The sequence below is a fragment of the Streptomyces sp. SCA2-17 genome, assembly GCF_044336695.1.
The window spans coordinates 4,076,657-4,097,390 of record NZ_CP117521.1 but is presented as its reverse complement, the minus strand read 5'-3'; the positions used below and the strand labels follow the sequence as shown (position 1 = coordinate 4,097,390).

Genomic DNA, 20,734 nt, shown 5'->3' with positions numbered 1-20,734 from the left:
CCTTCGTGAAAGCCATCTCCGCCAGCGTCCCGTTCCACCGGACCGGCGAATACCAGAAGGTCTACGGCCAGGTGGAAGTCGCCATCGGCGAGCCGTTCGCCTCCTACCCGGATCTGACCCCGCAGGAGCGCGAGGCCATCCTCCAGGCCGCCATCACCGCAATCCGCGGCGCCCTTCCGGCCGACCTGGAGTCGATGTTCCCCACTCTGCGCGTCGCCGAGGACCGCACCCTTTGAAAGGAGCTCGCCCTACGTGGCGATCACGTCCTACCCCTTCGACGGCCAGGCCGTCACCGAGAGCCAGTTCAGCCAGCTTTTCCGCGAGGCCGCGGACTCCGGAGTCGCCGCGTCGGCCGGGTCCAGCTCGTTCAGCGTCAGCGCCGACGGCACGGCCATGTCCGTCAAGGTCCAGCCCGGCTTCGCTGTGGTGCGGGGGCACGCCGTGCTCTCCACCGCAGTGGAGACGCTCTCGATTGCGGCGGCCGGCACGTCCGCGCGGTACGACCGAGTCGTACTGCGACTCGATCCGGCTGTGAACCAGATCACTCTGGCCGTTCTGCAGGGTGCTGCGGGCGGCAGCGTCCCCACCCTCACGCAGACCGACACGGGCATCTACGAGCTGCCGCTCGCGACCATCACCGTCGGCGCGAACATCACCGCGATCACCTCGGCCTCGGTGAACAAGGAGCGCTCCTTCGTCGGCAACTCGGTCGGCGCCTGGATCGACGCGACTCGCCCCGCCACCCCGCGCCTGGGCAAGCTCGGATACAACTACGACGCTGACGCTTTCGAGTTCTGGGACGGCTCGGCCTGGAATCCGCTGGTCTCCTCCGTCTCCTGGTCCAGCCTGACCGGCAAGCCGAGCACGTTCACGCCGTCCGCCCACGCGCATGACTGGTCCGAGATCACTGGTCGGCCGGCATCGCTGCCCCCGACCGCGCACAAGCATGCCTGGACCGACATCACCGGGACGCCTTCGACGTATCCCCCGTCCTCCCATTCGCACACGTGGGGGAGCATCTCCGACAAGCCGTCCACGTTTCCGCCGTCCGGCCACTCGCACGGGTCGTATCTGGAGGCCGGGGACACGATCGCGTGGGCCAACGGCTCGAAGCAGCCGCACAACAACAGCGCTTCCGGCTCGGGGACCTGGTACGCGGTGTGGGTCGAGGGCGACGGCCGGTTCTGTCGCAACACCTCCAGCATCCGGTTCAAGGAGAACGTGCGGGACTTCGAGATCCGTCCCGAGGACGTGCTCGCATTGCGTCCCGTCATCTACGACCGCAAGGCGTCCGAGGAGACGCCCGAACCTCGCAAGAACGAGGTGGGCCTCATCGCGGAAGAGGTCGAGAAGTCCCTCCCCTGGCTCGTGAACTACCTGGACGGCGAGGTCGACGGCCTGCGTTATGACCTCCTCGGCGTGGGGCTGGTGGCAGTCGCCAAGCAGCAGGCCGCGCGCATCGAGCGGCTGGAGGCCCTCGTCGAGGAGCTCGCCCGTGCCTCTTGAGCCCTCGGTGCAGGTCGCTTTCGTCTCTGCCGGCGGGGCCGTCACCGTGGCCCTCGTCGGAGTCCTCGTCGAACTCGTGCGCCGCCAGGGCGCCGCGCTGGCCGAGGTGCGCGAGCACACCCAGGAGGCCCGGGACCAGGTCTCCAACGATCACGCGACGAATCTCCGCGATGACCTCGACCGGGTCATCCACGGCCTCGATCGCGTCCTCGACGGCCAGGCCCAGCACACCCGGGACATCTCGTCCCTGCGCTCGGAGCTGGCCCACGAGCGGACAGAACGTCTCGCAGTCGCCGAGCGGCTCGACTCGCACATCACCACTTCTGTCCCCACCCCATAAGTCCCCTCCCCCCACCAAGGCCCTGTCCCCGACGGACGGGGCCTTTCGCATGTCCCGAAGGAGACCCCTATATATGGGCGACGCCCAGAACATAATCAAGATCGCTAAGGATCAGGTCGGCTACCACGAGGGCCGCTCCGGCGGTCACTGGAACAACGACCAGAAGTTCAGCGACGAGACCCCGGGCCTTGAGTGGTCCGACCGGATGGCGTGGTGCGCCACCTTCGTCTCCTGGTGCGCCATGAAGGCCGGACTCGCCTCCATCTACCCGCGCACCGCCTCCTGCCTCGACGGCGTGGCGTGGTTCAAGGCCCGCAAGCGATTCAGCGAGTACCCGGCCGTGGGCGCCCAGGTCTTCTACGGCTCCGGCGGCGGCACGCACACCGGCCTGGTCGTGTCCTTCGACGCCGACACGATCACTTGCGTGGAAGGCAACAGCAACGCGGACGGCTCGGCCGAGGGCGACGGCGTCTATCTCAAGACCCGCAACCGCCGGGACGCCTACGTGTACGGGTACGGGTACCCCGCGTTCAGCGAGGGCATCGAGTCGGCCGACCCGGCGTGGAAGGACAAGGCGCCCGCCCAGCCCGCCTCGCAGATCACCGCTCTGGCCGCAGGTGTGAAGCCGGGCGCGCGGCACGCCCAGGTGCGCGAGCTTCAGCAGCTCCTGATCAAGGCCGGGTACGGGCCCATCCCGGGCGCGGTCACCGACCTGTACGGCCCGGAGACGCAGCGGGCGGTGGGTCGCTTCCACGACGCCAATCCGCGGTACCGCTCGGCGGGCGTGGCCCACGACCCGAAGATCGGGCCGTCCGGATTCCTCGCCCTTCAGAAGCTGGCGGGCCGCCGATGAGCAAGATGAAGACGCCCGGCTTCAAGCCGATCAGCCTCGTCGCCCTGCTGCCCGTCCGCTACCGCTCCCGCGTCGGCGCGTTCCTCGCCGCGCTCGGTGTGGTGGTCTCCATCGCGTCGATCGTCTACGCCGACTCACCGGAGGTGGCCGTCATCGTGCAGATCCTCACCGCGCTCGGTGTGGTCGCCCCGAGCGAGGACGACTCGCCGGAGGAGCCGCAGTAATCCCAAGCCCCCCGCTGGCCCGTGTGGTCGGCGGGGGGCTTCGCTGCGTTTCAGGAGCCGGATGCGTCCTTGCTGGCACTGCCGGCCTTCTCAGCCTCGATCTCCTCCAGGGTCATCCTGCGAGCCCCGAGTCGCCCACGGCCAGTCGTCTTCTTGGCCGCGGCCTTCTTGGCCGTCGTCTTCTTCGCCGTCGCCTTCTTCGCGGCCGTTGCCTTCTTGGCGACCGTCTTCTTCGCGGGGGCGGCCTTCCTGGCGGGAGCCGCCTTCGGGGCCGCCGGAGGCGCAGTCTCCTCGGGGGCCTCTTCGGCGGGCGGCGTGGGCTCGGTGGCGGCAGCCTCTTCCTCGGCGAGGGACGCGAGGGACGCGCCGGGGTAGAACAGCTTGAGCAGGGGGGCCGCGTCGTCGAGGCACAGATCCTTGCGGATCGGCTCGCCGCCCTCCACGGCGAGCATGTACTTCCGGGCGGGGACGTCCCGTCGTTCGCATTCGTCGCAGACGAGCATGGTGACCTGTACTTCCACTTCTTCGTGTCTCCTCGCCGTACGGGACGTTCGTCTCGGTGATTGTCCCGTACGGCGGGGAATGGCGGGGTCTGGTTCAGCCGGTCGGGGCCTCGTTGAGCCGGGCGAGGTAGCGCGAGCCCTGACGGCGGTCACGGCCCATGGCCTTGGCAAGGGCGGGACCGGTGACCTTCTTTCCTTCGGCCTTGATCGCGTTCGCGGCGGCCTTCAGCTCCTCCAGGCTGGGACCGGGGCGGCCGGGGCGGCGTCGCTCGCGGGCCTGGGCCACCTCGTCGACCGGCACCTCGATGTCGAGGGCCTCCTGCTGGGGCTCGCCCTGCTCCGGCTCGGTCGGCATCTCGTTCTCCTGGTCCACGTGCGCGGTGACCGGCTCGGCGGCGGCTTCCCGGCGGGCGGCTCGGATGATCATGTGGGCGACGTGTCCGACGACGATGGCCGGCACCGAGGAGACGGCGGCGGTCAGCGCCATGGAGGACTGCATGTATCCGGCGGCTATCCAGTGGGCGACGACCTGACCCGAGAGGGTCATGGCCAGGGCGCAGATGGCCCCGACGATGGCCGTGCCCCGGCCCTTCTCGCCCTTGCGCCTGGTCTCGACGAACCAGACGGCGAAGGCGGTGTAGACGGACATGCAGACCGGCATTCCGGCCGCGACGATCTCGCCCCATCCGGCGGTGCGGGCGAGCTGGTACTCGCCAGGGGCGGACATCGCCAGGGCGACGGCGAGGACCAGGCCGCCGAGGACGTAGGCGTACCAGGGCAGGCGGGAGCTGGGCATGGGTGTCCTATCGAGTGGTGCGGTGAGGAAGGTATGCGAGGGCGCCGGTCAGGCGCGGGCGGCCTTGCGGGCGCGGATGGAGGCGATCAGCTCCGCCCCAGCGCCGGTGACGTGGCCCAGGAAGTCGTGCTCGGTCTCGGCTCCGCGGGCGAGCTCGGCGAACAGCGGCGAGGGAGCGATGCCAGCGCACACGGCGCAGATGCCGGAGCCCTGGCCTGCGGGCAGGAGTCGGCCGCAGCCGTCCGAGGCGCAGTCGGCGTAGGTCTTCCACTGGCGCCGGGGGGCGGGCATCTTGCGCTGGAGGCGGTCACCGATGAGCTTCGCGGCGGAGTACACGCGCGGCGGGAGGCCCTGCACCATGGCGTCGGTCAGCTCGGCGACGGTCGCTCCGCGACGCAGCCACTCGGCAGCAAGGGGGGCGAGGGCTGCGGCCTGGCGGGCGGAGAGCTTCAGGCGGGTGTCGATCGCACCGAGGCGGGCCAGCAATCGCGCGGCCTCGGTCGTGTGCTCGTTGTCGCCCTCCCCTTCGTTCGCCGGGGTGGCGTCGGTGTCAGGGGAGGTGGGAGGGGCCTTGGTCTCGTTCTTAGAGACAAGATCCTTAACGACCGAAGGGAGCCTTCCCGCAGCTCCGGGCGTCGCGGGGCCGGTTCCCGGCACAGGGGGAAGCGGAGAGAAGGTCTCCTGCGGGGTGTCGAAGACGTAGGTGTCCGTGCGGACCCGGCCCCGCTCGTCGCGGTAGGTGTGGCGGAAGTAGTACCGCTTGGCTATGAGCTCGTCCACCGCGTCGCGGATGCCTTTGCGGCCGATCCGCGGGTTCTTGTCGGCGAGCTTGCGCACGTCTTCGTCGGCGCCGTCGGGGAGGCTGAGGAGGTAGCCGAGGATGCCCCGGGCGGTGAAGGACAGCTCGCGGTTGCGGAGCACGTCATTGCCCACGATCGTGAAGTTTGCACGCCGAGGGGTACGCTGAATACGCACTGGGAGGTCTCATCTCCTGGTGTCATGCCCGGTCAGCGGTTCCAGCGCCAGCCGGGCTCGGCCTCGGTCTGCGTTCCAGCGCAGGTCGAGGCCCTCTTGTATGTGCCGTCGGCGTTCCAGCGCCGACGATCTTGGCGGGTCACAGTTTGACAGCCAAGTGAACCTTACGCAACTATGGCAATGCAGTGATCATCCTCAAGCATGAGTGAACGTGAGACGGAAGGAGGACGATGGGCGCCAAGAAGATCCGCGACGAGGACGAGGTCATCAAGTGGTTCCGCGAGGGCAAGACCTACGAGTTCATGATCGACTACTACAAGAAGCACTACAACGAGACGACCACGAAGGCCATGTGGTCAACCTTCCGTCGTCGCAAGAAGCTGCCCCGGCGCAACGTCCGTAACGCGGACCTCATCCCGTGGAAGGTCGAGGAGCAGCATCGCTACGACTATCCGGTGATGATGCTCCGCGCCGAGGCCCGCAGGCTGGCCGGCGAGACGCTGACCAAGGCGGACGAGAAGCGTCTGGCCTCGTGGAAGGCGGAGCTGAAGGCGGAGGACCTCGTCGTGCACTACGACCCGGAGACCAAGGACGGCTGGTTCCTCATCCCGCGCTCGGACGGTGACCACGAGCTGATCCACCCGCCAGTGAAGGCGACCGGGCGTAAGCCCCTGGACTGAGCCTCACCCTCGAACGCCTGTTCGTATCCTCCCCCCGTCGGATCACCGGCGGGGGCTTCTCATTCTCAGGGCGTATACAGGAACTCCACATTCCGCTTACTGTTTAGTAACCCCCTAGGGGGCAGCTCAGGGGGCGTGTGGGGGATCACAGGCCCGGCATCTCGCTCGGGTTGACACAGGTTTTACCGAGACATAGAACTGAGCTAGTCACAGGTTAAACAGAAGGAACCGTTACCTGATGAGCGCAACTGTGTCCCGGGGGGACACCATGCGCGTCGCCGAGGGTGTCGCGCTGTACGTCAACGACGAGGAGTGGGAGTACCACATGACCCTCGATCAGGACGTGAGACCGAATACGGTGCGCTCAGCTCTCGACGCGATACGGGCCATGGGTCTTGAACCGCTGGACGAGGACGAAGGTGAACCGTTCTTCCTTGACGACGGGCGCATCCGGATGGAGCTCGCCCGGTTCGACGACTTTGAAGGGGCCGCTTAGCTGTGCGATTCGTTGAGATACCCACGCCCGCTCCGGGCGTTCCCCGCGATGGCTGGGGCCGCCCGCTGGTCATCCCGAAGGAGGGCGGCAGACCCCGGCCTCTGACCCGGACCACCACGTTCATCGACGCCATCGAGGACAAGTCGGCGCTGAGCGCATGGGGCAGGCGCATGACGCTGGTCGGCGCCGCCCGGCAGCCGTCCCTCCTGGACGCGGCCCGCGCCCTGGACCCCGAGAACGCCGACGACAAGCGCCAGCTCAACGCGCTCGCGGACCGCGCGGTGGAGTTGTCCGGTGCCCACTCCAAGCGCGAGCGGGGCACGCACCTGCACACCTTGTCCGAGTACGCCGACCGCGGCGAGGCCCTGCCGGCCACCGCCTCGCGAGCCGACCTGCGGGACATGTCCGCCTACATGGCCCAGACCGTGGACTTCGACATCAAGGCCGTCGAGCAGTTCGTCGTCGTCCCCGAGCTCGGCGTCGGCGGCACCTTCGACCGCCTGCTGTCCTACAGCGGCCCCGGCCCCAACGGCGAGCCGATCGAGGGCCTGTTCATCGGCGACCTGAAGACCGGCAGCGTCCAGTACGGCGCCCTGAAGATGGCCTCGCAGCTCGCGGTGTACGCGCACGGTGAGTTCTACGACTACAGCCGCTTCCCCGTGGACGCCTCCGACAAGAAGGCCCTGGCCGCCTGGAAGAAGACTGCCGTGCCGGCCGAGGAGGCGGCGAAGGCGTACGCCCCGCTGCCCGAGGTCTCGCAGGAGTGGGGCATCATCATCCACCTGCCCGCAGGTTCGGGCGAATGCGCCCTGTACTGGGTGAACCTCGAGACCGGCTGGCGGGCCGCCAAGCTCGCCCGCGACATCCGGCAGATGCGCGGCGTCCGCGACGCCATGCGGCCCTGGGTGACCCGCATCACGCACGCGCAGGCCGCTTAAACCGGCCAGAGCTGTTAACCTTAATCAAGCCCCGAGAGAGACGACGGAGTGAGTCAGTCGCACGAGCACGGCATCAGCGTGACCATCAAGTACGGCGAGGGCTATAAGGACACCTGGGCGGTCTTCCGAGGCCCCTCGGAGGTCGTCCGCGCCCAGATCGTCGATTACTTCGGCTTCGATAGTGAACCTGTAACTAACCTGTCGTTGAGCGAGCTGGTGGTGGAAGCGACCAGCATCGCGCACGGTACCGGCAACATCGCCGGCCTCCTCGGCGGCCGGATCATCCCCGAGCAGGCGACGCCCGCACAGGGCGGCGAATCGGACCCGTGGGCGCAGGCCCAGGAAGCCCGGCAGCCGGAGGCCAAGGAGGAGCCGAACGGCTGGATTCTCGGCGAGATCGCCAAGCAGACCAGCATCGAGGGCCTCCAGCGGCTATGGGCCGCCAACCAGCCCTTCTTCTCCGACCAGTCCGTCATGGCCGCCTACAAGGCCAAGGGGCGAGAGCTGAAGGCCGCATGAGGGCCCGTCCCGTCCTCGCCGTGACCGTCGCCGCGGCCCTGCTCGCGGCCTCCATCTGGACCTGGGTTGCAGCCCCCTGCGGGCTGTGGACCTTCGCCAAGGCGGGCGACGTACCGGCCCGCTGCATCAACGAGTAACCGAACACCAGGAGACAAGACTTAGTGACCCTCAACTTCAAGGAAATCCCCACCCAGGGCGGCGGCTGGTTCAAGCCCAAGGAGAACCTCGACGCCATCGCCATCCTCATCGAGGTCAACTCCTTCGACCGGCAGCGCCCCACCCCGAACGGCCCCAAGGACTCGGCGTTGTGCGACATCTCCGTCTTCAAGTCCCGCGAGCAGCTCGACGCCCTCAACCCCGAGATCAACAAGGGCACGCGAGTCGAGCAGACGCTCCTCGCCCGCGACCTTGAGACCGTCGTCGGCAGCGCGACCATCGTCACCCTGGCCCAGGTGCCCGCGAAGCGACCGGGCGGCCATCCCGCGTGGGTGTGGAGGCCGGTCTCGGACGCCTCTGTCCGCCAGGCCGTCATCGACTACGCCACCAAGCGCGAAGCCGCGGTGGCCCAGGCCGTCGCGGACGCGCCCGACTTCGACTGACACAGCCAGACGCGGGGGCCGGTCTGCGGGCCGGCCCCCTGCCCCACCCCTGAGAGGAGAGCCCCGGTTTGCTCACCCCCGCAAGGTCGCTCGCCCTCCATGCCGAGTCCGGCAAGGAACTGCCGCGCGTCGAGGCATTCGAGGCGCTCTACGCGCTCGGATGCCGCCCCCGGCACGGCGAAGTCGTGATGATCGCGGGCCGTTCGGGCACGCAGAAGTCGGGCTTCGCCCTGTACTGGGTGGCGCAGATGAACCTGCCCACCTTGTACTTCAGCGCGGACATGTCGGCCTTCACCGCGTCCTCGCGCCTGGCGTCGATGGCGACCGGCGACACCACGGAGATGGTCGAGGCCGGCATGGCGGCCGGTGGCCGACACCGCCAGGAGTACCTGTCCGCGCTCGCGGGCTCGAACATCACCTTCGCCTTCGGCAGCCCGATCACATGGAAGGCAGTCGACGAGGAACTGGAGGCGTTCATCGAGCTGTGGGACGCGTTCCCGCAGGTCTTCGTGTTCGACAACTTGATGGACTTCGACTCGGCAGAGAGTGACTACACGGAGCAGATGTCGGTGATGAGCAACCTCACCGAGCTGGCCCGCGCGACCGGCGCGACGGTGATCGTCCTGCACCACGCCTCGGACAAGTCCTGGGAGGCCAAGAGCGATCCGTGGGCGCCGCCGTCCCGTGATCAAGTCAAGGGCGGGCTGTCGGAGAAGCCGGAGCTGTCGTTGTCGGTGGCGCTGGACCCGACCTCGTACGAGTACCGGGTCGCGGTGATCAAGCAGCGCATGGGCGCGTGCGACCCGACCGGGAAGCGGTACGCGTCGATGCGGTGCCACCCGGAGGTGACGCGGTTCTCCAAGCTGGAGACGCGCATCCCGCTCGCCTCGCCGACCCAGCCCTGGTCGCCGACGAAGATCCTGAACGCCGCCTAGTCTGTTAACCTTAATCAGCCCGCCGTAGCGGGCGTTTTTCCGAGGAGAAGTGTGAACCTGTGACTGAGATAGCGACGCGCAACCGGGCGAACAAGCGCAAGGGCGCGCAGTGGGAGACGGAGCTGCGCGAGGGTCTGCGGGCGATCGGTGAGGACGTGGAGAGCCTCCGCCTGGCCGGCACCGAGGACGAGGGCGACATGGTCATCCGGGAGGCCGACGGCCGCTTCCTGGTGATCGAGGCCAAGAACGCGAAGTTCGAGCCCGGCCCTTTCCTGGACGAGGCGATGCGCGAGCGGGAGAACTTCGCCAAGCACCGCACCCTTGACCCGGCCCTCGTGGACTCGGTGGTGGTGGTCAAGCGGCGCGGGAAGTCCTGGCGGAAGGCGTTCGTGCTCACCACGGTCGAGGAGTATTTCGACCTGGACCCCGAGTGATTACGTACGAGGAGGAAGCCGAGCTGGTGCGCCTGGCGAAGGAGCTCGGCGACCTTTTCGCCGAATTCACCGAGCCGCAGGGCCTTACCGAGCTCGGCTTCGACACGAGCGGCTGCTTCTTCCGGGGGGAGCGCATCGCGTGATCCCGGCCGAGGAAGTGCTCGGGTTCGAGGCGTTCCTCGACTGCCTGGGCGACTGCGAATTCGACGCCCCCCTCCTGATGGAGATCGAGGAGTTCTACGAGGTGCCCATGGGCGACCTGGACAGGTGGATGCTGCCGTGAGATTCCAGCGCATCGACCGAGGCCGCGACGACGGCCGCGAGGAGAAGCCCACGCTGGAGGCGGTCTTCGGGCACTACGACCTCGACTACAACCCCGAGCGGGCCATCGGCATGGCTCCCTGCCCCCTGCACGAGGACCGGACCCCGAGCTTCTCCTACAACCTCGACCGGCAGGTGTGGAAGTGCCACTCCTGCCAACGGGGCGGCGACAGCTACGAATTCATCATCCACTACGAGACGACCGTCAACAGGAACGAGATAGCTTTTGTCGGAGCCAAGTCTCTTGCAGCCTCTCTCGGCCTCGCAACGAGCGATGCTGGAGGAGGCGACGAGCACCTATCAGGCAGCTCTTACGGCGGACGCCGCAAGGTATCTGCTGAACCGAGGGATCGGAAAGGCGGAGGCGGGTACGTACCGGCTTGGCGTCGTCGGTAACGACGCCTTCCCCGGCCACGAGCGATTCCGCGGAATGCTCGCCATCCCCTACCTCGACCGCAATGGGCAGCCGCTCACGATCCGGTTCCGCTGCCTGGAAGAGCACGACCACCGGGCCCATTTCCACGGCAAGTACAACACCCTCAAGGACGACCCGCCGCGCATGTACGGCGTCGACTCGGTGCACACGGCCGGGGACACCATCGACGTCACCGAGGGCGAGCTCGACCGCATCATCCTGCGCAAGCTCGGCCTCCACGCGGTCGCCATCCCCGGCGCCGCCCTGTGGCTCGGCCGGCATCGCCGGATGCTCGCCGGGTTCAACCGCGTCCGCGTGTGGGGCGACCCCGACGACGCCGGGTCCGACTTCACCGCGAAGGTCTGCCGCTCCCTGCCCCGCTCCGCCCGGGGCATGAGGCTGCGGCTCGGTGACGTGACCGAGACCTACATGCAGGGGGGCGCGGCTGCCCTCCTCGACCTGACCAAGGAGGACGAGAAGTGACCGAGCCCAAGACGAAGCGGCCGGCATCCGTGACCGCGATCCTCTCTGAGGTCCGCGCTGCCCGGAAGACCATCGACGAGCGCCTGGTGCCCGTGGCCGGTGGCCGGCATCCGCACAAGGGCCGCGACCATCACCAGCGCGAGGCGAACCGCTGGCGCTCGATCGACATCAGCCGGGACTTGGACGGCGTGCCGGGCTGGGACTCCACCCTCCTCGCGGGCACCTTCGGCGCCCTGGCCGAGCAGGACCCCAAGCACGTGCGCGGCGGGCTCGTCCGGCTGGCAGCCCTCGCCGTGGCCGCGGTGGAGTCCATCGACCGGGAGGCGGCGTGACGGAGGCGGAAGTGCTGCACGAGGCCGCCGAGCGGCTGCTCAAGCACGAACTCAAGGACCCGTTGGGCGCCGACTTCTACGTCCCGCTCGGGCTCGGCGAGGCTGCGCGACTGCTGCGCGAGTGGGCGGAAGAGGGTGGGCAGTGACCGACCTTCCCGGCAACCCCGGCCCGACCCTTCAGCGCATCTACGACGAGTTGGAGCCCAGCGAGCGCGAGACGGTGATGATCCGGCTCCTGGACGGCTCCTCGGCCGAGCGGCTCGCCCTGGTCCTGCGCAAGCACGGCCACACCGTCAGCGCGTCCACCATCCGCACGTACCGGCGTTCCCTTTTGGAGGCTTAGTTAACCTGTGACTGAAACCCTGCTGGCCGACCTGCTGGCCACGCCCACCCCACCGCCCATACCCACCCGCCAGGCCGACCCGGAACGCGACTACACGCGGCAGATCGAGGTCTCCGGCGACGCGGCCGAGGTCACCGTGCGCGGCCCGGCCGAGATGGACCCGGACTCCTCGGCGGCCGATGTCCTGCGGGCCCACCGTCTCGACCCCGCCGAGTGGGAGGTCACGGGCTTCCGGTCGAGCGAGTGGACCATGGCGTCCGGCGAGCCGGGCGTCTCCGCCCGCTTCTCCTTCAGCCGCCGCAAGGGCCAGCCTGCCGAGCGGCCCAGCGTCGACGAGCTGCTGGCCGTCTTCGACCAGCACACCCCGCCCGTCCGCACCGCACTGGACACCAAGGGCGAGTGGACCTACGTGGTCGCCCTTGGTGACATGCAGCTCGGCAAGCTCGACGGCGACGGCCCCGAGGGCACGCTCCGCCGGGCGATGGACTGCATCGACAAGGCCGCCGACCTGCTGTCGGAGTACCGCCTGCGCTTCGACATCGACCACGTTCACCTGGCTTGGTTGGGTGATCATGTCGAGGGTTTCGTCTCCCAGGGCGGAGCGAACACCTGGAGGACACAGCTCACGCTCACGGAGCAGATCCGGCTGACCCGGCGCCTGATGGCGCACGCCGTGCTGAAGCTCGCCCCGCTCGCCTCCCGGCTGACGGTCGTCGCTGTCCCCGGCAACCACGGCGAAGCCGTCCGCCCGAACGGCCGGGGCGTCACCCGCTACGACGACAGTCACGACACCGACGCCCTGATCTCGGTCGCCGAGGCCCTCAGCCTGGCGGGCGAGGAGTACGCGCACGTCGAGGTGTTCGTCCCCGACTCGGACGAGCTGACCGTGGTCGTCGAATGCTCCGGCACCGTCATCGCGCACGCGCACGGCCATCAGTGGCGCAGCGGAAAGCACTTCGAATGGTGGAAGGGGCAGAGTTTCGACAAGACCTCGGCCATGCACCAGGCCGACGTTCTGCTGGCCGGCCACCTCCACCACGAGCACGTCGACACCGACGGGCCCAGGACGTTCGTGCAGATCCCGGCCATGGAGTCCGAGTCGACGTGGTGGCGGCACCGTACCGGCACCCGAGGCGCTCCGGGCCTGATGGTCATGGTCACCAAGGACGGCGAGGTCCCGGTGAAGGAAGTGGTCCGGTGAGCGAAGCCGCGGACTGGTCCGTCCTCACCCCCGACGTGACGGCCCTCGCGGGCCGGGCTGCACGGCGCATCGCGGACGGCTACGAGGACCGGCTCACGATGGAGTACGACGACGCATTCCAGGAGGCCCTGCTCATCCTGGCGACGAAGGCCGGCATGGTGCGCGAGTGCCTCGCCGACCCCGAGCTCGGCCTCGGCGTCCTGTACCACCGGCTCGTCCTCGACCTCACGGACCTCGTCAAGACGCAGGCCCGGCACCGCGCCCGGCACACCTCCTACGAGGCGGCCTGCGACGCCGCCGAGACGGGGCGCGTGTGAGCGGCTACGACAGGCGGCTGGTGGAACACCTCATGCCGGCCGTCTGGGACGTGGAGGCTGCGTACGGGATCAGGAACCCAACTGCGCCGGACTCGGACATGCCCAAGGGCGCCGTCGACAAGAAGGCCGCGGGCACCCTCTTCGCCCACCTCGCCGACATCCGCCAGGCGTGGAAGACGTGCGAGCTGTCCCTCGGCGAACGCCGAGCCCTGTTCCTGCGATACGCCCTCGACTGGCCGGATGATCTGATCGCGGCCCGCGACGGGGTCACGGACCGGGCGGTGCGGTACCGGCTCGAGCGGGGCGTTGGGAAGCTCGCCGCCCACCTGAACGGCGCCGAGTACGTGGACGGGTACGACCAGATTGGGGAAGCAGCCTGAACAAGGCGCTACCCGAAGGTGTGATCGTCAGGCAGTGAGGCCGAAGGTGGGCCGCGGGCGGCGATTGAATCCAGCCATCACCAGAGCGCTGCGACTGAACCACTGGTCGCAGCGCTCCCGCCCCACGTAAGGTCAACTTCCCCGGCACCTGGCAAGTTCGGGCAAGGTCCTCGCTCTCCAGCGAACTCCCGGGCAAGCTCTGGCACGGGAGTTATCACCGGCGACGGAGGAGGACATCATGGCCCTGCGCATGCTCGGTAAGGACCCGAACAGCCCTGACGGCAACTCGCCCACCATCTACGTGGACGAGGAGGCGGACAGGTACCTCGTCCAGGGGTACAAGGTTCTGGACGAGGAGCGGCTCAATCAGTTGAACCTCCCCGCGCACGAAGGGGCGGTTGAGATCCCCCGCTACATGGTGCAGTTCTTCCTGGCAGAGGACAGGGAGGCCGCCGCCAAGGACGCCGAGCCGGAGGTGGAGAAGGTTGTCGAGTCCCCCGACGTTTAAGGAGCTGTTCCGCAACTGCCAGCGGACGGCCGTACACCTGGAAGCCCGCGACGCCTACAGCAAGACGGACTCCGCCTTCGTCGACTGGAAGGCCGGCAAGCCGATCAACCCGGCCGAGCGCTGGGCGGCTTGGCACGGCATTGTCTCGGAGGCGGCCTCGCGAGGTGTCGAGGTTCGCCGGGCTCGCATCGTGTCGATGCCCGTCAGCGAATACATCCGCTTCGAGCACAGCGTCACCGATGGGCTGAACATCGCGGCGGGTGAGCAGGTGCGATGGCTTCCTCGGCGAGACGCTTCGGATCTGCTCCTTCCGGGCAACGACTTCTGGCTCTTCGACTCCCGGCTGCTGTACCTGAACCACTTCGACGGGGAAGGTGAGCCCACGGAGCCCGAGATCACAGAAGACCCGGAGATCGCGAAGCTCTGTGGGGCCGCGTTCGAGGCCGTCTGGCTCAGGGCGACGCCGCACGCAGAGTTCGAAGCGTACTGAGCCCTTCGCATAGGACCGTAACCCTCAAATGGAACCGCCGGCATCTTCGAGCGCCCAGGAAGCCCGCAAGGCGCTCGGGAAACGACTCGCGGAGATCCGGGTAGCGTCCGGACTCACCAAGCGTGCTCTTTCCGCGACTCTGGGCTGGCACGAGTCGAAGGCTTCGCGCTTCGAGAGCGGCGCACGCGCCCCCTCGGAGCGCGACCTTCGCGATTGGTGCAGGGCGTGTGGGGCAGAAGACGAGGCCGAGGATCTCGTCACGACGGCCCGCGGAATCGAGGGCATGTACGTCGAGTGGCGCAAGATGGAGCGCCACGGGCTGAAGTGGGCTCAAGAATCCGCACTTCCCCTTTGGGAGCGGACAGAACATTTCCGGTTCTACTCGCCGTGGCTCATCCCTGGCCCAATCCAAACAGGCGCATATATCAAGGCGTTGCTGACCTCCATTCGTGACCGTCGTGGCCTCATCGACGACGTGGACTCGGCTGTTGAGGTCCGCCTGGAGAAGCAGAAGATCGTCTACACGCCGCGCACCTTCGCCATCCTCCTGGAGGAGAGCGCCCTGTACCACCGGGTTGGCGGCACGGAGGTGATGGCAGGTCAGCTCGGCTACCTGTTGAGCGCCATGGCCTTGCCCAGGGTGAGCATCGGCATCATCCCCCGCAACCTCGACCGTCCGCTCATGCCGGTCGAGGGCTTCTTCATGTTCGACGACCACACCGTCAAAGTCGAACTGGTGTCTGCGCACCTCACGGTTGTCCAGAAGCACGAACTTGCCATGTATGCCAAGACGTTCACTGAGCTGAAGGAACTTGCCGTGTACGGCGCCGCAGCACGTGAACTCATCACCACTGCCATCGAATCTCTGGGGTGAACGTCGGGCAAGTTCCGGCACACTCCTGGAGCCTTTTGCCACCCCCTTCTTAGTTTTATAGCCATCGCTCAAAACTTGCCCGGAGGGGGCAGTGATGACTTTGGCAAGTACCGGCAAGACCGCCGAGGAAGCTGCGGTCGGCGAGCTCCCCATCGACGTTGAGGGAATCTCCTCGCGTACCGAAGCCGCCCTCGCCTTGCGGATGGACACCACCACTCGCGAGGTCATGGACGGCATAACGCCGGCCATCGTCGGTCACCTGAACCTCCTGCTCCGTGAGGAGCTGGGAGCGGACGAGGACCAGGGAGTGAAGGCGCTGGTCCGCCAGGGCCGCACCCTGATCGACTACAGCAACCGGCCGTCCGAAAGCACCCCGACCTTCGGCGCGTTCCTCTACCTGCGGGACGCCGCCCTCCTGACTCGACGGCTCCTGTGGATCTACACGCAGCACAATGGGCTGGGTGCGCCGTGAGCGTCGGGGAGGACCAGATCGTCCGGGAGCTCAACGGCTACATCCACAGACACCCAGAAGACCAGATGGCCTTGATGCCGGCGTACGACGCCGCGCTCGACCACTCGCGCCGTCAAGCCTGCACGCACAACCAGCGCTGCCCCCTCATCATGACTGCGGCCGTCGTCGTCGACGAACAGGACCGCGTCCTGTGCCTGCGGCACGAGGGGGGCTTCGCCCTCGCGGAAGCCCAGCCGGAGGACCAGGACAACTCGCTCGCCGAGGCGGCCCTCCGCCTCCTGGCCGAGGAGGTTGGCATCCGGGACGTGTGGACCCAGCCCGCCGACGAAGGCCCCTTCTTGGTCGACGCGACGGAACCGAGGCGGCACGCGTACGGACCGCGCCTCCGTGTCGGCTTCCGCTACCTCTTCCGAGCGCACTCGGGCGCGGTCTTTCCCTCATTGATCGACATGGGCGCGGCGGCCTGGGTGCCTCTCGCCGAGATCGGCATCACGTCGCTCCGCAGCCGCCTCGAAAGCCTTCTGATCGGAACCCGATGAGTCACCGGAATCAGCAACTCGCCTACGTCCTCAGCCTCGCAGCCATTGGCGGAGCCCTCCTGCTGGGAATCTGGAGGGGCTGAATGTACGAGCGCAGGAGCAAGGAGCAGCCCTCCGAGCCGCCTCCGCCGGTCGGAACGATGAAGGTCACCAAGCCGCCGACCGATGTCCGCATAGGGGACTTCATCCTCCTCGATGGCAGCTACCAGCGAATTCGGGACATGAGGGCCGCCGGCCCCCGCCGCATTCTGCACTTCGCCGGGCACGCGCCGCTGATCATGCACGCACCCGAGACCATTTGTCGGCCCATTTCGCCGCACTGAGCGCAGCAGTTCGGTCGCCACCTCCCATGTCACCTCATCACGCGAGGAGCTTTGCCGTGCGCTTTCGCAAGATCCACGGAGCGGGCAACGACTTCGTCCTCTTCACGAACCCCAGCCCGCGAGCCGAAACGGACTGGGCCAAGGAGGCGGAACGCCTCTGCGCCAGACGGACCGGCGTGGGGGCGGATGGCCTGGTCGTCAGCCGCTTCGTCAACGACACTCCTGCGGTGCTCGAAGTCGACTGCTTCAACGCGGACGGCTCGACCGCAACGATGTGCGGCAACGCGCTGCGCTGTGCGGCGTGGGCGGCCCAGTGCGATCAGGGCTTCCGAACGATGCAGCTTCACATGGCCGGCGTCATGCACGAGGCCACCGTCGACACAGGCACCGTGTGGGTCACGGCCGAAGTGGGCGCCATCCAGCCCCGCGTCTTACAGACGATCATCAACGGCAGGCCGACGTGGTTCGACAGTGCGCACACCGGCACGGAACACGTCGTCGCCATCGTGGAGAACGTGGACGCCATCCACGCCGAAGTGGTCGGCCGAGTCGTCCGGCACCACAAGAACGTGGCGCCGCTCGGCACGAACGTGAACTTCGTTCAGCGCCTCGGCTCCCAGGCGCTCAAGATCCGCACCTACGAACGCGGCGTGGAGGCAGAGACGCTCTCCTGCGGCAGCGGAGCCGTAGCAGCCGTCGTCATCGCCACCATGCGCGGCCTCGTCGCCAAGCGCGAGGTCACCGTCCACAACCAGGCCGGTGAACCGCTCATCGTCCGTCCGCACGACGACCGCCCGGATCGGTCCGCCTGGGTTGGCGGGCCGGTCACCCAAACCTTCGAAGGGGTACTCGCATGACCGTCTTTCTCGACTCCAGCTCGACGCAGGCGGCACACACGGCCGCCGAGGAACTCCGCGGGTGGGGGCAGAGCCGACAGGGCCTCGGCGTCGCCCTCATCTACGGGCCGGTGTCCGCCGAAGACAGGCTCTACCACTCCAAGTGCCCCGTCGAGCAGCGGTCCGTGACCGCCCTGGGCGAGGCGCTCGAAGAGATCGGCGCGCGGTGGAACGTGCTGGACCCCACTCAGCCCGACTTCATCAGGGAGCTGGTCTCGTACGACGTGGCCCTCTCGAACCTGCACGGTCCGTACGGCGAGGACGGCCGCCTTCAGGGCCTGCTCGACTACCTTCGCGTGCCCTACTGCGGCAGCGGGGTCGCGGCCTCCGCAGTGGCCGCCGACAAGATCCTCTGCAAGCGGGTCATGCTGACCCTCGGTGTCCCGACGCCCGGTTGGCGCGTCTGGTCCGGCGGTCCGGTGAACTGGGGCAGCCGGGCCGTCATGGTGAAGCCTCCCTTCGGCGGGTCCAGCGTGGGCATGAGCCTCGTCCGCGACGCGGCCGACCTGCCCCGCGCCCTGGCGGAGGCTGCCGGCGAAAGCGACGACGAGGTGCTCGTCGAGGACTACGTCGTCGGTACCCCCGTGACCGTGGGCATGCTAGAGCTTCCCGGCGGCTCGGTCATGATCTTCCCGCCTCTGACCACCGAGGCGACCGACGCCGAGTTCTACGACGCCGACACCAAGCTCGACGTGGACTCCAAGGGCGCCGTCACCGTCCGCGCCGCCGAGCTGGAGACCGTACCGACGAACCGGATCTCCAGGGATGTCCGGACGCTGTGGGACGGGATCGGACTGCGCGGCTCGGCCCGCATCGACTTCATCGTCACCGAGGACGGCGACGCGTACGTGCTGGAAGTCAACAGCACGCCGGGCATGTCCCGTGACAGCAACTTTACGGTCGGGGCGGCGATGGTCGGGCTCACGCACACGGATGTCGTACTGGCGATGCTGCACGAGGCCCTGGTCCGCCCGCCGTACGATGTTCCCCTGCCCACTCCCGTGTTCTCCAGCACCACGGCGACTCGGGAGGCTGCCGTCTCCCTGTAGGAGCCCGCCACTGTGCCGCGCGTCCACAATGTCCCCCTGTGCCGACAGCTCATCAACCCCGCCGAATGGGATCTGCACGGCGGATGGGCACTCGGAGACAGGATCGAATGGTCCAACCGGGCGTGCGGCCTGGCATCGCTGAGAGCGATCCTGCTCGCCTACGGGCGCGAGGCGCCCACGGTGACGGAGCTCCTGAAACTCGCGGTCAAGCAAGACGTTCTCACCCCGCGTGGAGCCCTTCACGCGGGGATTGCGAGCCTGGCGAGCGACCTCGGAGTGCCGTCCCACGCGGAGCCCGTGCCCGTCGAGGAACTCCTCACCCGACTCGACGATGCCCCGCTCATCGTGTCCGTGACCGAGCAGTTCCCCGACGACGGCCGAGCAGGCGGCCACCTCGTCATCCTTCGCGGCTACGAGGACGGCCCCGACCCGCTGGTCCTCTTCCGAGACCCGTCGGCGTGGGGTCAGACGCACGATCGCGTCACGCTCAGCCGCCTGTCCCATTCCTACACTGGCCGCGCGATCACCTTCGCGCCCCTGACCTCAACGGAGACTTTCGATGGCCGAGGCTGACGGCGAGACGACCGAGGCCGCAGGCGGCCGGAGGATCGCCGTACTCGGAGAAATGCTGGAGCTGGGCGATGAAGCGGTGGACGCTCACCGCGAGATCGGCCGCTTCGCGGCCGAGAGCGGCGTCGATCTCGTCGTGGCGGTCGGCGGAGACCTCGCGAAGCAGCTCGCCCTCGCGGCGGGCGCGGCAGGCGTCCCAGACATCGCGTTCGTCGGCGACAACGCGACCGCTGCCGCCTACCTCGACTCCATCCTCAAGCCCGGCGACGTTGTACTCGTGAAGGCATCGCGCGGCGGCCAACTCTGGCAGATCGCCCAGGCCCTCACGGGGCAGCCCGTCACCAGCCTCGGAGACCACTAGTTGGGTCCTCGTGCCCCCGAGTCGCCACGCACCACGTCAAGAATCGCTTGCGCACCCTGGTCGATGAGGTCCGCGGCCAGGGCTGCACCGAGCTTTTCCGGATCGTCGGACGGACCGACCAACGCCCCCGAGGCGCGCTGCCGGCCGTCCAGCGAAGTCACCTGGCCGTAGATTCTGAGGCTCCCGTCTAGCAGGGTCTCGGCGTAGGCACCTACGGGCACGCTGCACCCGCCGTGCAGCTCGGCTAGGAACGCGCGCTCCGCCCGCACCTGGGCGTCGACCGTCACGTCACCGACCGTGGAGAGAATCGCTCGGACGGCCGTGCTGTCCTCGCGAACCTGAATGCCGAGCGCCCCTTGCCCGGGGCTCGGCGGGAAGAGGTCGAGCGGGAGTTCCTCTCCGATCGCATCCTCCAGGCCGAGTCGACGCAGGCCGGCCACCGCGAGGACCACCGCGTCCAGCCCCATTGTTTCGATCTTCTTGAGGCGGGGCGGAACATTGCCCCGGATCGGCACAACTTCGAGGTCAGGGCGTACGGCGAGAAGCTGCGCGACCCTGCGAGGTGCGCCGGTGCCGACCCTTGCACCCTTCCGCAGCCCGGCCAGCGTCGAGCCGCAGAGCGCGTCGCTCACGTCCTCCCGTCCCGGCGGAGGCAGCAAGACAAGCCCTGGCGGATTGGAGGTAGGAAGGTCCTTCATGGAGTGGACGACCACGTCCACATCTCCGCGGACCAGTGCGGCTTCCTGTTCGGTGCTGAACGCCGACCCTCCGCTGGTGGCGGACACGCGCGACAGGAGGGACCTGCGGTCCTTGTCGCCCCCCTCCAAGATCGCACGGTGGGTGAAGGTCGTGTCGGGGAATCGCTCGCGGAGCGGACGCAGGTACTCGCGCACCTGAGCTTTGGCGAGGCTGCTTGCGCGCGAGCCGACGAGGTACTGAACCACCGTGACCTACCCTCCGGGCCTGACAGGTGGTCACCAGACTAGAAGCGGACGCAACGTGCTCATGCAGACACGAGGTCGGCATGGGCGAGTTACCACTACGCTCCCAGCGGAGCCACCA

37 protein-coding genes are annotated in these 20,734 nt (G+C 68.1%); 33 read left to right on the top strand and 4 right to left on the bottom strand.

What is annotated here, in order from left to right; genetic code table 11:
• Positions 1-5 precede the first annotated feature (5 nt).
• The 5 genes from PS271_RS18640 (at position 6) to PS271_RS18620 (ending at position 2,923) form a co-directional block, all read left to right on the top strand.
• Complete coding sequence (locus PS271_RS18640; protein WP_398383116.1) at positions 6-236, top strand: hypothetical protein; 231 nt, start codon at positions 6-8, stop codon at positions 234-236.
• A gap of 16 nt (positions 237-252) precedes the next feature.
• The gene (locus PS271_RS18635; protein ID WP_398383114.1) at positions 253-1,506 is read left to right on the top strand and encodes a tail fiber domain-containing protein; all 1,254 of its coding nucleotides are present in this window, start codon (positions 253-255) and stop codon (positions 1,504-1,506) included.
• Positions 1,496-1,846 (top strand): hypothetical protein, encoded by a 351-nt coding sequence (locus PS271_RS18630; protein WP_398383113.1) that lies wholly within the window; start codon positions 1,496-1,498, stop codon positions 1,844-1,846. The genes PS271_RS18635 and PS271_RS18630 overlap by 11 nt, the downstream gene beginning before the upstream one ends.
• A gap of 73 nt (positions 1,847-1,919) precedes the next feature.
• On the top strand, positions 1,920-2,699 hold the full coding sequence (locus PS271_RS18625) for a C40 family peptidase (RefSeq protein WP_398383112.1): 780 nt from the start codon (positions 1,920-1,922) through the stop codon (positions 2,697-2,699).
• The gene (locus tag PS271_RS18620) at positions 2,696-2,923 is read left to right on the top strand and encodes a DUF7439 family protein (RefSeq protein ID WP_398383111.1); all 228 of its coding nucleotides are present in this window, start codon (positions 2,696-2,698) and stop codon (positions 2,921-2,923) included. Before PS271_RS18625 ends, PS271_RS18620 begins: the two co-directional genes overlap by 4 nt.
• 50 nt (positions 2,924-2,973) lie before the next feature.
• Here the strand turns inward: PS271_RS18620 and PS271_RS18615 are convergent, their stop codons facing one another.
• From PS271_RS18615 to PS271_RS18605, 3 genes are all read right to left on the bottom strand, one after another.
• On the bottom strand, positions 2,974-3,444 hold the full coding sequence (locus PS271_RS18615; RefSeq protein ID WP_398383109.1) for a hypothetical protein: 471 nt from the start codon (positions 3,442-3,444) through the stop codon (positions 2,974-2,976).
• Between the two features lie 76 nt (positions 3,445-3,520).
• Positions 3,521-4,222 carry a hypothetical protein gene (locus PS271_RS18610; protein ID WP_398383107.1) on the bottom strand — a complete coding sequence of 234 codons (702 nt, stop codon included), beginning with the start codon at positions 4,220-4,222 and terminating at the stop codon, positions 3,521-3,523.
• A 48-nt stretch (positions 4,223-4,270) separates the two neighbouring features.
• Entirely contained in the window at positions 4,271-5,155 is an 885-nt protein-coding gene (locus PS271_RS18605; protein WP_398383105.1) for a hypothetical protein, read from the bottom strand.
• A 272-nt stretch (positions 5,156-5,427) separates the two neighbouring features.
• Between PS271_RS18605 and PS271_RS18600 the strand changes: the two genes are divergently transcribed.
• The 28 genes from PS271_RS18600 (at position 5,428) to PS271_RS18465 (ending at position 19,672) form a co-directional block, all read left to right on the top strand.
• Complete coding sequence (locus tag PS271_RS18600) at positions 5,428-5,877, top strand: hypothetical protein (protein ID WP_398383104.1); 450 nt, start codon at positions 5,428-5,430, stop codon at positions 5,875-5,877.
• A 238-nt stretch (positions 5,878-6,115) separates the two neighbouring features.
• Positions 6,116-6,373, top strand: a complete 258-nt coding sequence (locus PS271_RS18595) for a hypothetical protein (RefSeq protein WP_398383103.1) — start codon at positions 6,116-6,118, stop codon at positions 6,371-6,373.
• Positions 6,374-6,375: 2 nt separating this feature from the next.
• On the top strand, positions 6,376-7,311 hold the full coding sequence (locus PS271_RS18590; RefSeq protein ID WP_398383102.1) for a hypothetical protein: 936 nt from the start codon (positions 6,376-6,378) through the stop codon (positions 7,309-7,311).
• Between the two features lie 48 nt (positions 7,312-7,359).
• A complete protein-coding gene (locus PS271_RS18585; RefSeq protein WP_398383101.1) occupies positions 7,360-7,830 on the top strand; it encodes a hypothetical protein in 471 nt (156 codons plus the stop codon).
• Entirely contained in the window at positions 7,827-7,967 is a 141-nt protein-coding gene (locus PS271_RS18580; RefSeq protein WP_398383100.1) for a hypothetical protein, read from the top strand. The genes PS271_RS18585 and PS271_RS18580 overlap by 4 nt, the downstream gene beginning before the upstream one ends.
• Positions 7,968-7,991: 24 nt before the next feature.
• Positions 7,992-8,429, top strand: a complete 438-nt coding sequence (locus PS271_RS18575) for a hypothetical protein (RefSeq protein ID WP_398383099.1) — start codon at positions 7,992-7,994, stop codon at positions 8,427-8,429.
• Between the two features lie 68 nt (positions 8,430-8,497).
• Positions 8,498-9,364, top strand: a complete 867-nt coding sequence (locus PS271_RS18570) for an AAA family ATPase (protein WP_398383098.1) — start codon at positions 8,498-8,500, stop codon at positions 9,362-9,364.
• Positions 9,365-9,423: 59 nt separating this feature from the next.
• Entirely contained in the window at positions 9,424-9,798 is a 375-nt protein-coding gene (locus PS271_RS18565; RefSeq protein WP_398383097.1) for a hypothetical protein, read from the top strand.
• Positions 9,795-9,941, top strand: coding sequence for a hypothetical protein (locus PS271_RS18560; protein ID WP_398383096.1), 147 nt, complete (start codon positions 9,795-9,797; stop codon positions 9,939-9,941). The genes PS271_RS18565 and PS271_RS18560 overlap by 4 nt, the downstream gene beginning before the upstream one ends.
• Positions 9,938-10,081 (top strand): hypothetical protein, encoded by a 144-nt coding sequence (locus PS271_RS18555; RefSeq protein ID WP_227726523.1) that lies wholly within the window; start codon positions 9,938-9,940, stop codon positions 10,079-10,081. The genes PS271_RS18560 and PS271_RS18555 overlap by 4 nt, the downstream gene beginning before the upstream one ends.
• Positions 10,078-10,515: a CHC2 zinc finger domain-containing protein gene (locus PS271_RS18550; protein WP_398383095.1), complete on the top strand. Its 438-nt coding sequence runs from the start codon at positions 10,078-10,080 to the stop codon at positions 10,513-10,515. Before PS271_RS18555 ends, PS271_RS18550 begins: the two co-directional genes overlap by 4 nt.
• 34 nt (positions 10,516-10,549) lie before the next feature.
• Entirely contained in the window at positions 10,550-11,017 is a 468-nt protein-coding gene (locus PS271_RS18545; protein WP_398383093.1) for a toprim domain-containing protein, read from the top strand.
• On the top strand, positions 11,014-11,349 hold the full coding sequence (locus PS271_RS18540) for a hypothetical protein (RefSeq protein ID WP_398383092.1): 336 nt from the start codon (positions 11,014-11,016) through the stop codon (positions 11,347-11,349). Before PS271_RS18545 ends, PS271_RS18540 begins: the two co-directional genes overlap by 4 nt.
• Entirely contained in the window at positions 11,346-11,495 is a 150-nt protein-coding gene (locus tag PS271_RS18535; protein WP_398383091.1) for a hypothetical protein, read from the top strand. The genes PS271_RS18540 and PS271_RS18535 overlap by 4 nt, the downstream gene beginning before the upstream one ends.
• Positions 11,492-11,692, top strand: coding sequence for a hypothetical protein (locus tag PS271_RS18530; protein ID WP_398383090.1), 201 nt, complete (start codon positions 11,492-11,494; stop codon positions 11,690-11,692). Before PS271_RS18535 ends, PS271_RS18530 begins: the two co-directional genes overlap by 4 nt.
• A 7-nt stretch (positions 11,693-11,699) precedes the next feature.
• Entirely contained in the window at positions 11,700-12,893 is a 1,194-nt protein-coding gene (locus PS271_RS18525) for a hypothetical protein (RefSeq protein ID WP_398383088.1), read from the top strand.
• A complete protein-coding gene (locus PS271_RS18520) occupies positions 12,890-13,210 on the top strand; it encodes a hypothetical protein (protein ID WP_398383087.1) in 321 nt (106 codons plus the stop codon). Before PS271_RS18525 ends, PS271_RS18520 begins: the two co-directional genes overlap by 4 nt.
• Positions 13,207-13,590, top strand: a complete 384-nt coding sequence (locus tag PS271_RS18515) for an RNA polymerase sigma factor sigma-70 region 4 domain-containing protein (protein ID WP_398383086.1) — start codon at positions 13,207-13,209, stop codon at positions 13,588-13,590. Before PS271_RS18520 ends, PS271_RS18515 begins: the two co-directional genes overlap by 4 nt.
• 238 nt (positions 13,591-13,828) lie before the next feature.
• Positions 13,829-14,098, top strand: a complete 270-nt coding sequence (locus PS271_RS18510) for a hypothetical protein (RefSeq protein ID WP_398383084.1) — start codon at positions 13,829-13,831, stop codon at positions 14,096-14,098.
• Positions 14,076-14,588, top strand: a complete 513-nt coding sequence (locus tag PS271_RS18505) for a DUF6879 family protein (RefSeq protein WP_398383083.1) — start codon at positions 14,076-14,078, stop codon at positions 14,586-14,588. Before PS271_RS18510 ends, PS271_RS18505 begins: the two co-directional genes overlap by 23 nt.
• Positions 14,589-14,616: 28 nt before the next feature.
• Complete coding sequence (locus tag PS271_RS18500) at positions 14,617-15,462, top strand: helix-turn-helix domain-containing protein (protein WP_398383081.1); 846 nt, start codon at positions 14,617-14,619, stop codon at positions 15,460-15,462.
• Positions 15,463-15,556: 94 nt separating this feature from the next.
• A complete protein-coding gene (locus PS271_RS18495; RefSeq protein WP_398383079.1) occupies positions 15,557-15,934 on the top strand; it encodes a hypothetical protein in 378 nt (125 codons plus the stop codon).
• A complete protein-coding gene (locus tag PS271_RS18490; protein ID WP_398383077.1) occupies positions 15,931-16,473 on the top strand; it encodes an NUDIX domain-containing protein in 543 nt (180 codons plus the stop codon). Before PS271_RS18495 ends, PS271_RS18490 begins: the two co-directional genes overlap by 4 nt.
• Positions 16,474-16,556: 83 nt before the next feature.
• Entirely contained in the window at positions 16,557-16,796 is a 240-nt protein-coding gene (locus PS271_RS18485; RefSeq protein ID WP_398383075.1) for a hypothetical protein, read from the top strand.
• A 56-nt stretch (positions 16,797-16,852) separates the two neighbouring features.
• Entirely contained in the window at positions 16,853-17,653 is an 801-nt protein-coding gene (gene dapF / locus PS271_RS18480; protein ID WP_398383072.1) for a diaminopimelate epimerase, read from the top strand.
• Complete coding sequence (locus PS271_RS18475) at positions 17,650-18,741, top strand: D-alanine--D-alanine ligase family protein (RefSeq protein ID WP_398383070.1); 1,092 nt, start codon at positions 17,650-17,652, stop codon at positions 18,739-18,741. The genes dapF and PS271_RS18475 overlap by 4 nt, the downstream gene beginning before the upstream one ends.
• A 12-nt stretch (positions 18,742-18,753) precedes the next feature.
• Positions 18,754-19,314 (top strand): cysteine peptidase family C39 domain-containing protein, encoded by a 561-nt coding sequence (locus tag PS271_RS18470; RefSeq protein WP_398383068.1) that lies wholly within the window; start codon positions 18,754-18,756, stop codon positions 19,312-19,314.
• Positions 19,301-19,672 carry a glutamate ligase domain-containing protein gene (locus tag PS271_RS18465; protein WP_398383066.1) on the top strand — a complete coding sequence of 124 codons (372 nt, stop codon included), beginning with the start codon at positions 19,301-19,303 and terminating at the stop codon, positions 19,670-19,672. The genes PS271_RS18470 and PS271_RS18465 overlap by 14 nt, the downstream gene beginning before the upstream one ends.
• Here the strand turns inward: PS271_RS18465 and hemC are convergent.
• Positions 19,669-20,616 carry a hydroxymethylbilane synthase gene (hemC, locus tag PS271_RS18460; protein ID WP_398383064.1) on the bottom strand — a complete coding sequence of 316 codons (948 nt, stop codon included), beginning with the start codon at positions 20,614-20,616 and terminating at the stop codon, positions 19,669-19,671. The two genes, PS271_RS18465 and hemC, sit on opposite strands and share 4 nt — an antisense overlap.
• Positions 20,617-20,734 lie beyond the last annotated feature (118 nt).

Excerpts from the sequence above, each read along its gene's own strand:
- PS271_RS18600 (WP_398383104.1), top strand. The coding sequence starts at position 5,428 with ATGGGCGCCAAGAAGATCCGCGACGAGGACGAGGTCATCAAGTGGTTC.
- PS271_RS18580 (WP_398383100.1), top strand. The coding sequence starts at position 7,827 with ATGAGGGCCCGTCCCGTCCTCGCCGTGACCGTCGCCGCGGCCCTGCTC.
- PS271_RS18610 (WP_398383107.1), bottom strand. The coding sequence starts at position 4,222 with ATGCCCAGCTCCCGCCTGCCCTGGTACGCCTACGTCCTCGGCGGCCTG.
- PS271_RS18595 (WP_398383103.1), top strand. The coding sequence starts at position 6,116 with ATGAGCGCAACTGTGTCCCGGGGGGACACCATGCGCGTCGCCGAGGGT.
- PS271_RS18625 (WP_398383112.1), top strand. The coding sequence starts at position 1,920 with ATGGGCGACGCCCAGAACATAATCAAGATCGCTAAGGATCAGGTCGGC.
- PS271_RS18465 (WP_398383066.1), top strand. The coding sequence starts at position 19,301 with ATGGCCGAGGCTGACGGCGAGACGACCGAGGCCGCAGGCGGCCGGAGG.
- PS271_RS18485 (WP_398383075.1), top strand. The coding sequence starts at position 16,557 with ATGTACGAGCGCAGGAGCAAGGAGCAGCCCTCCGAGCCGCCTCCGCCG.
- PS271_RS18510 (WP_398383084.1), top strand. The coding sequence starts at position 13,829 with ATGGCCCTGCGCATGCTCGGTAAGGACCCGAACAGCCCTGACGGCAAC.
- PS271_RS18545 (WP_398383093.1), top strand. The coding sequence starts at position 10,550 with ATGCTCGCCATCCCCTACCTCGACCGCAATGGGCAGCCGCTCACGATC.
- PS271_RS18620 (WP_398383111.1), top strand. The coding sequence starts at position 2,696 with ATGAGCAAGATGAAGACGCCCGGCTTCAAGCCGATCAGCCTCGTCGCC.
- PS271_RS18495 (WP_398383079.1), top strand. The coding sequence starts at position 15,557 with ATGACTTTGGCAAGTACCGGCAAGACCGCCGAGGAAGCTGCGGTCGGC.
- PS271_RS18475 (WP_398383070.1), top strand. The coding sequence starts at position 17,650 with ATGACCGTCTTTCTCGACTCCAGCTCGACGCAGGCGGCACACACGGCC.
- PS271_RS18500 (WP_398383081.1), top strand. The coding sequence starts at position 14,617 with ATGGAACCGCCGGCATCTTCGAGCGCCCAGGAAGCCCGCAAGGCGCTC.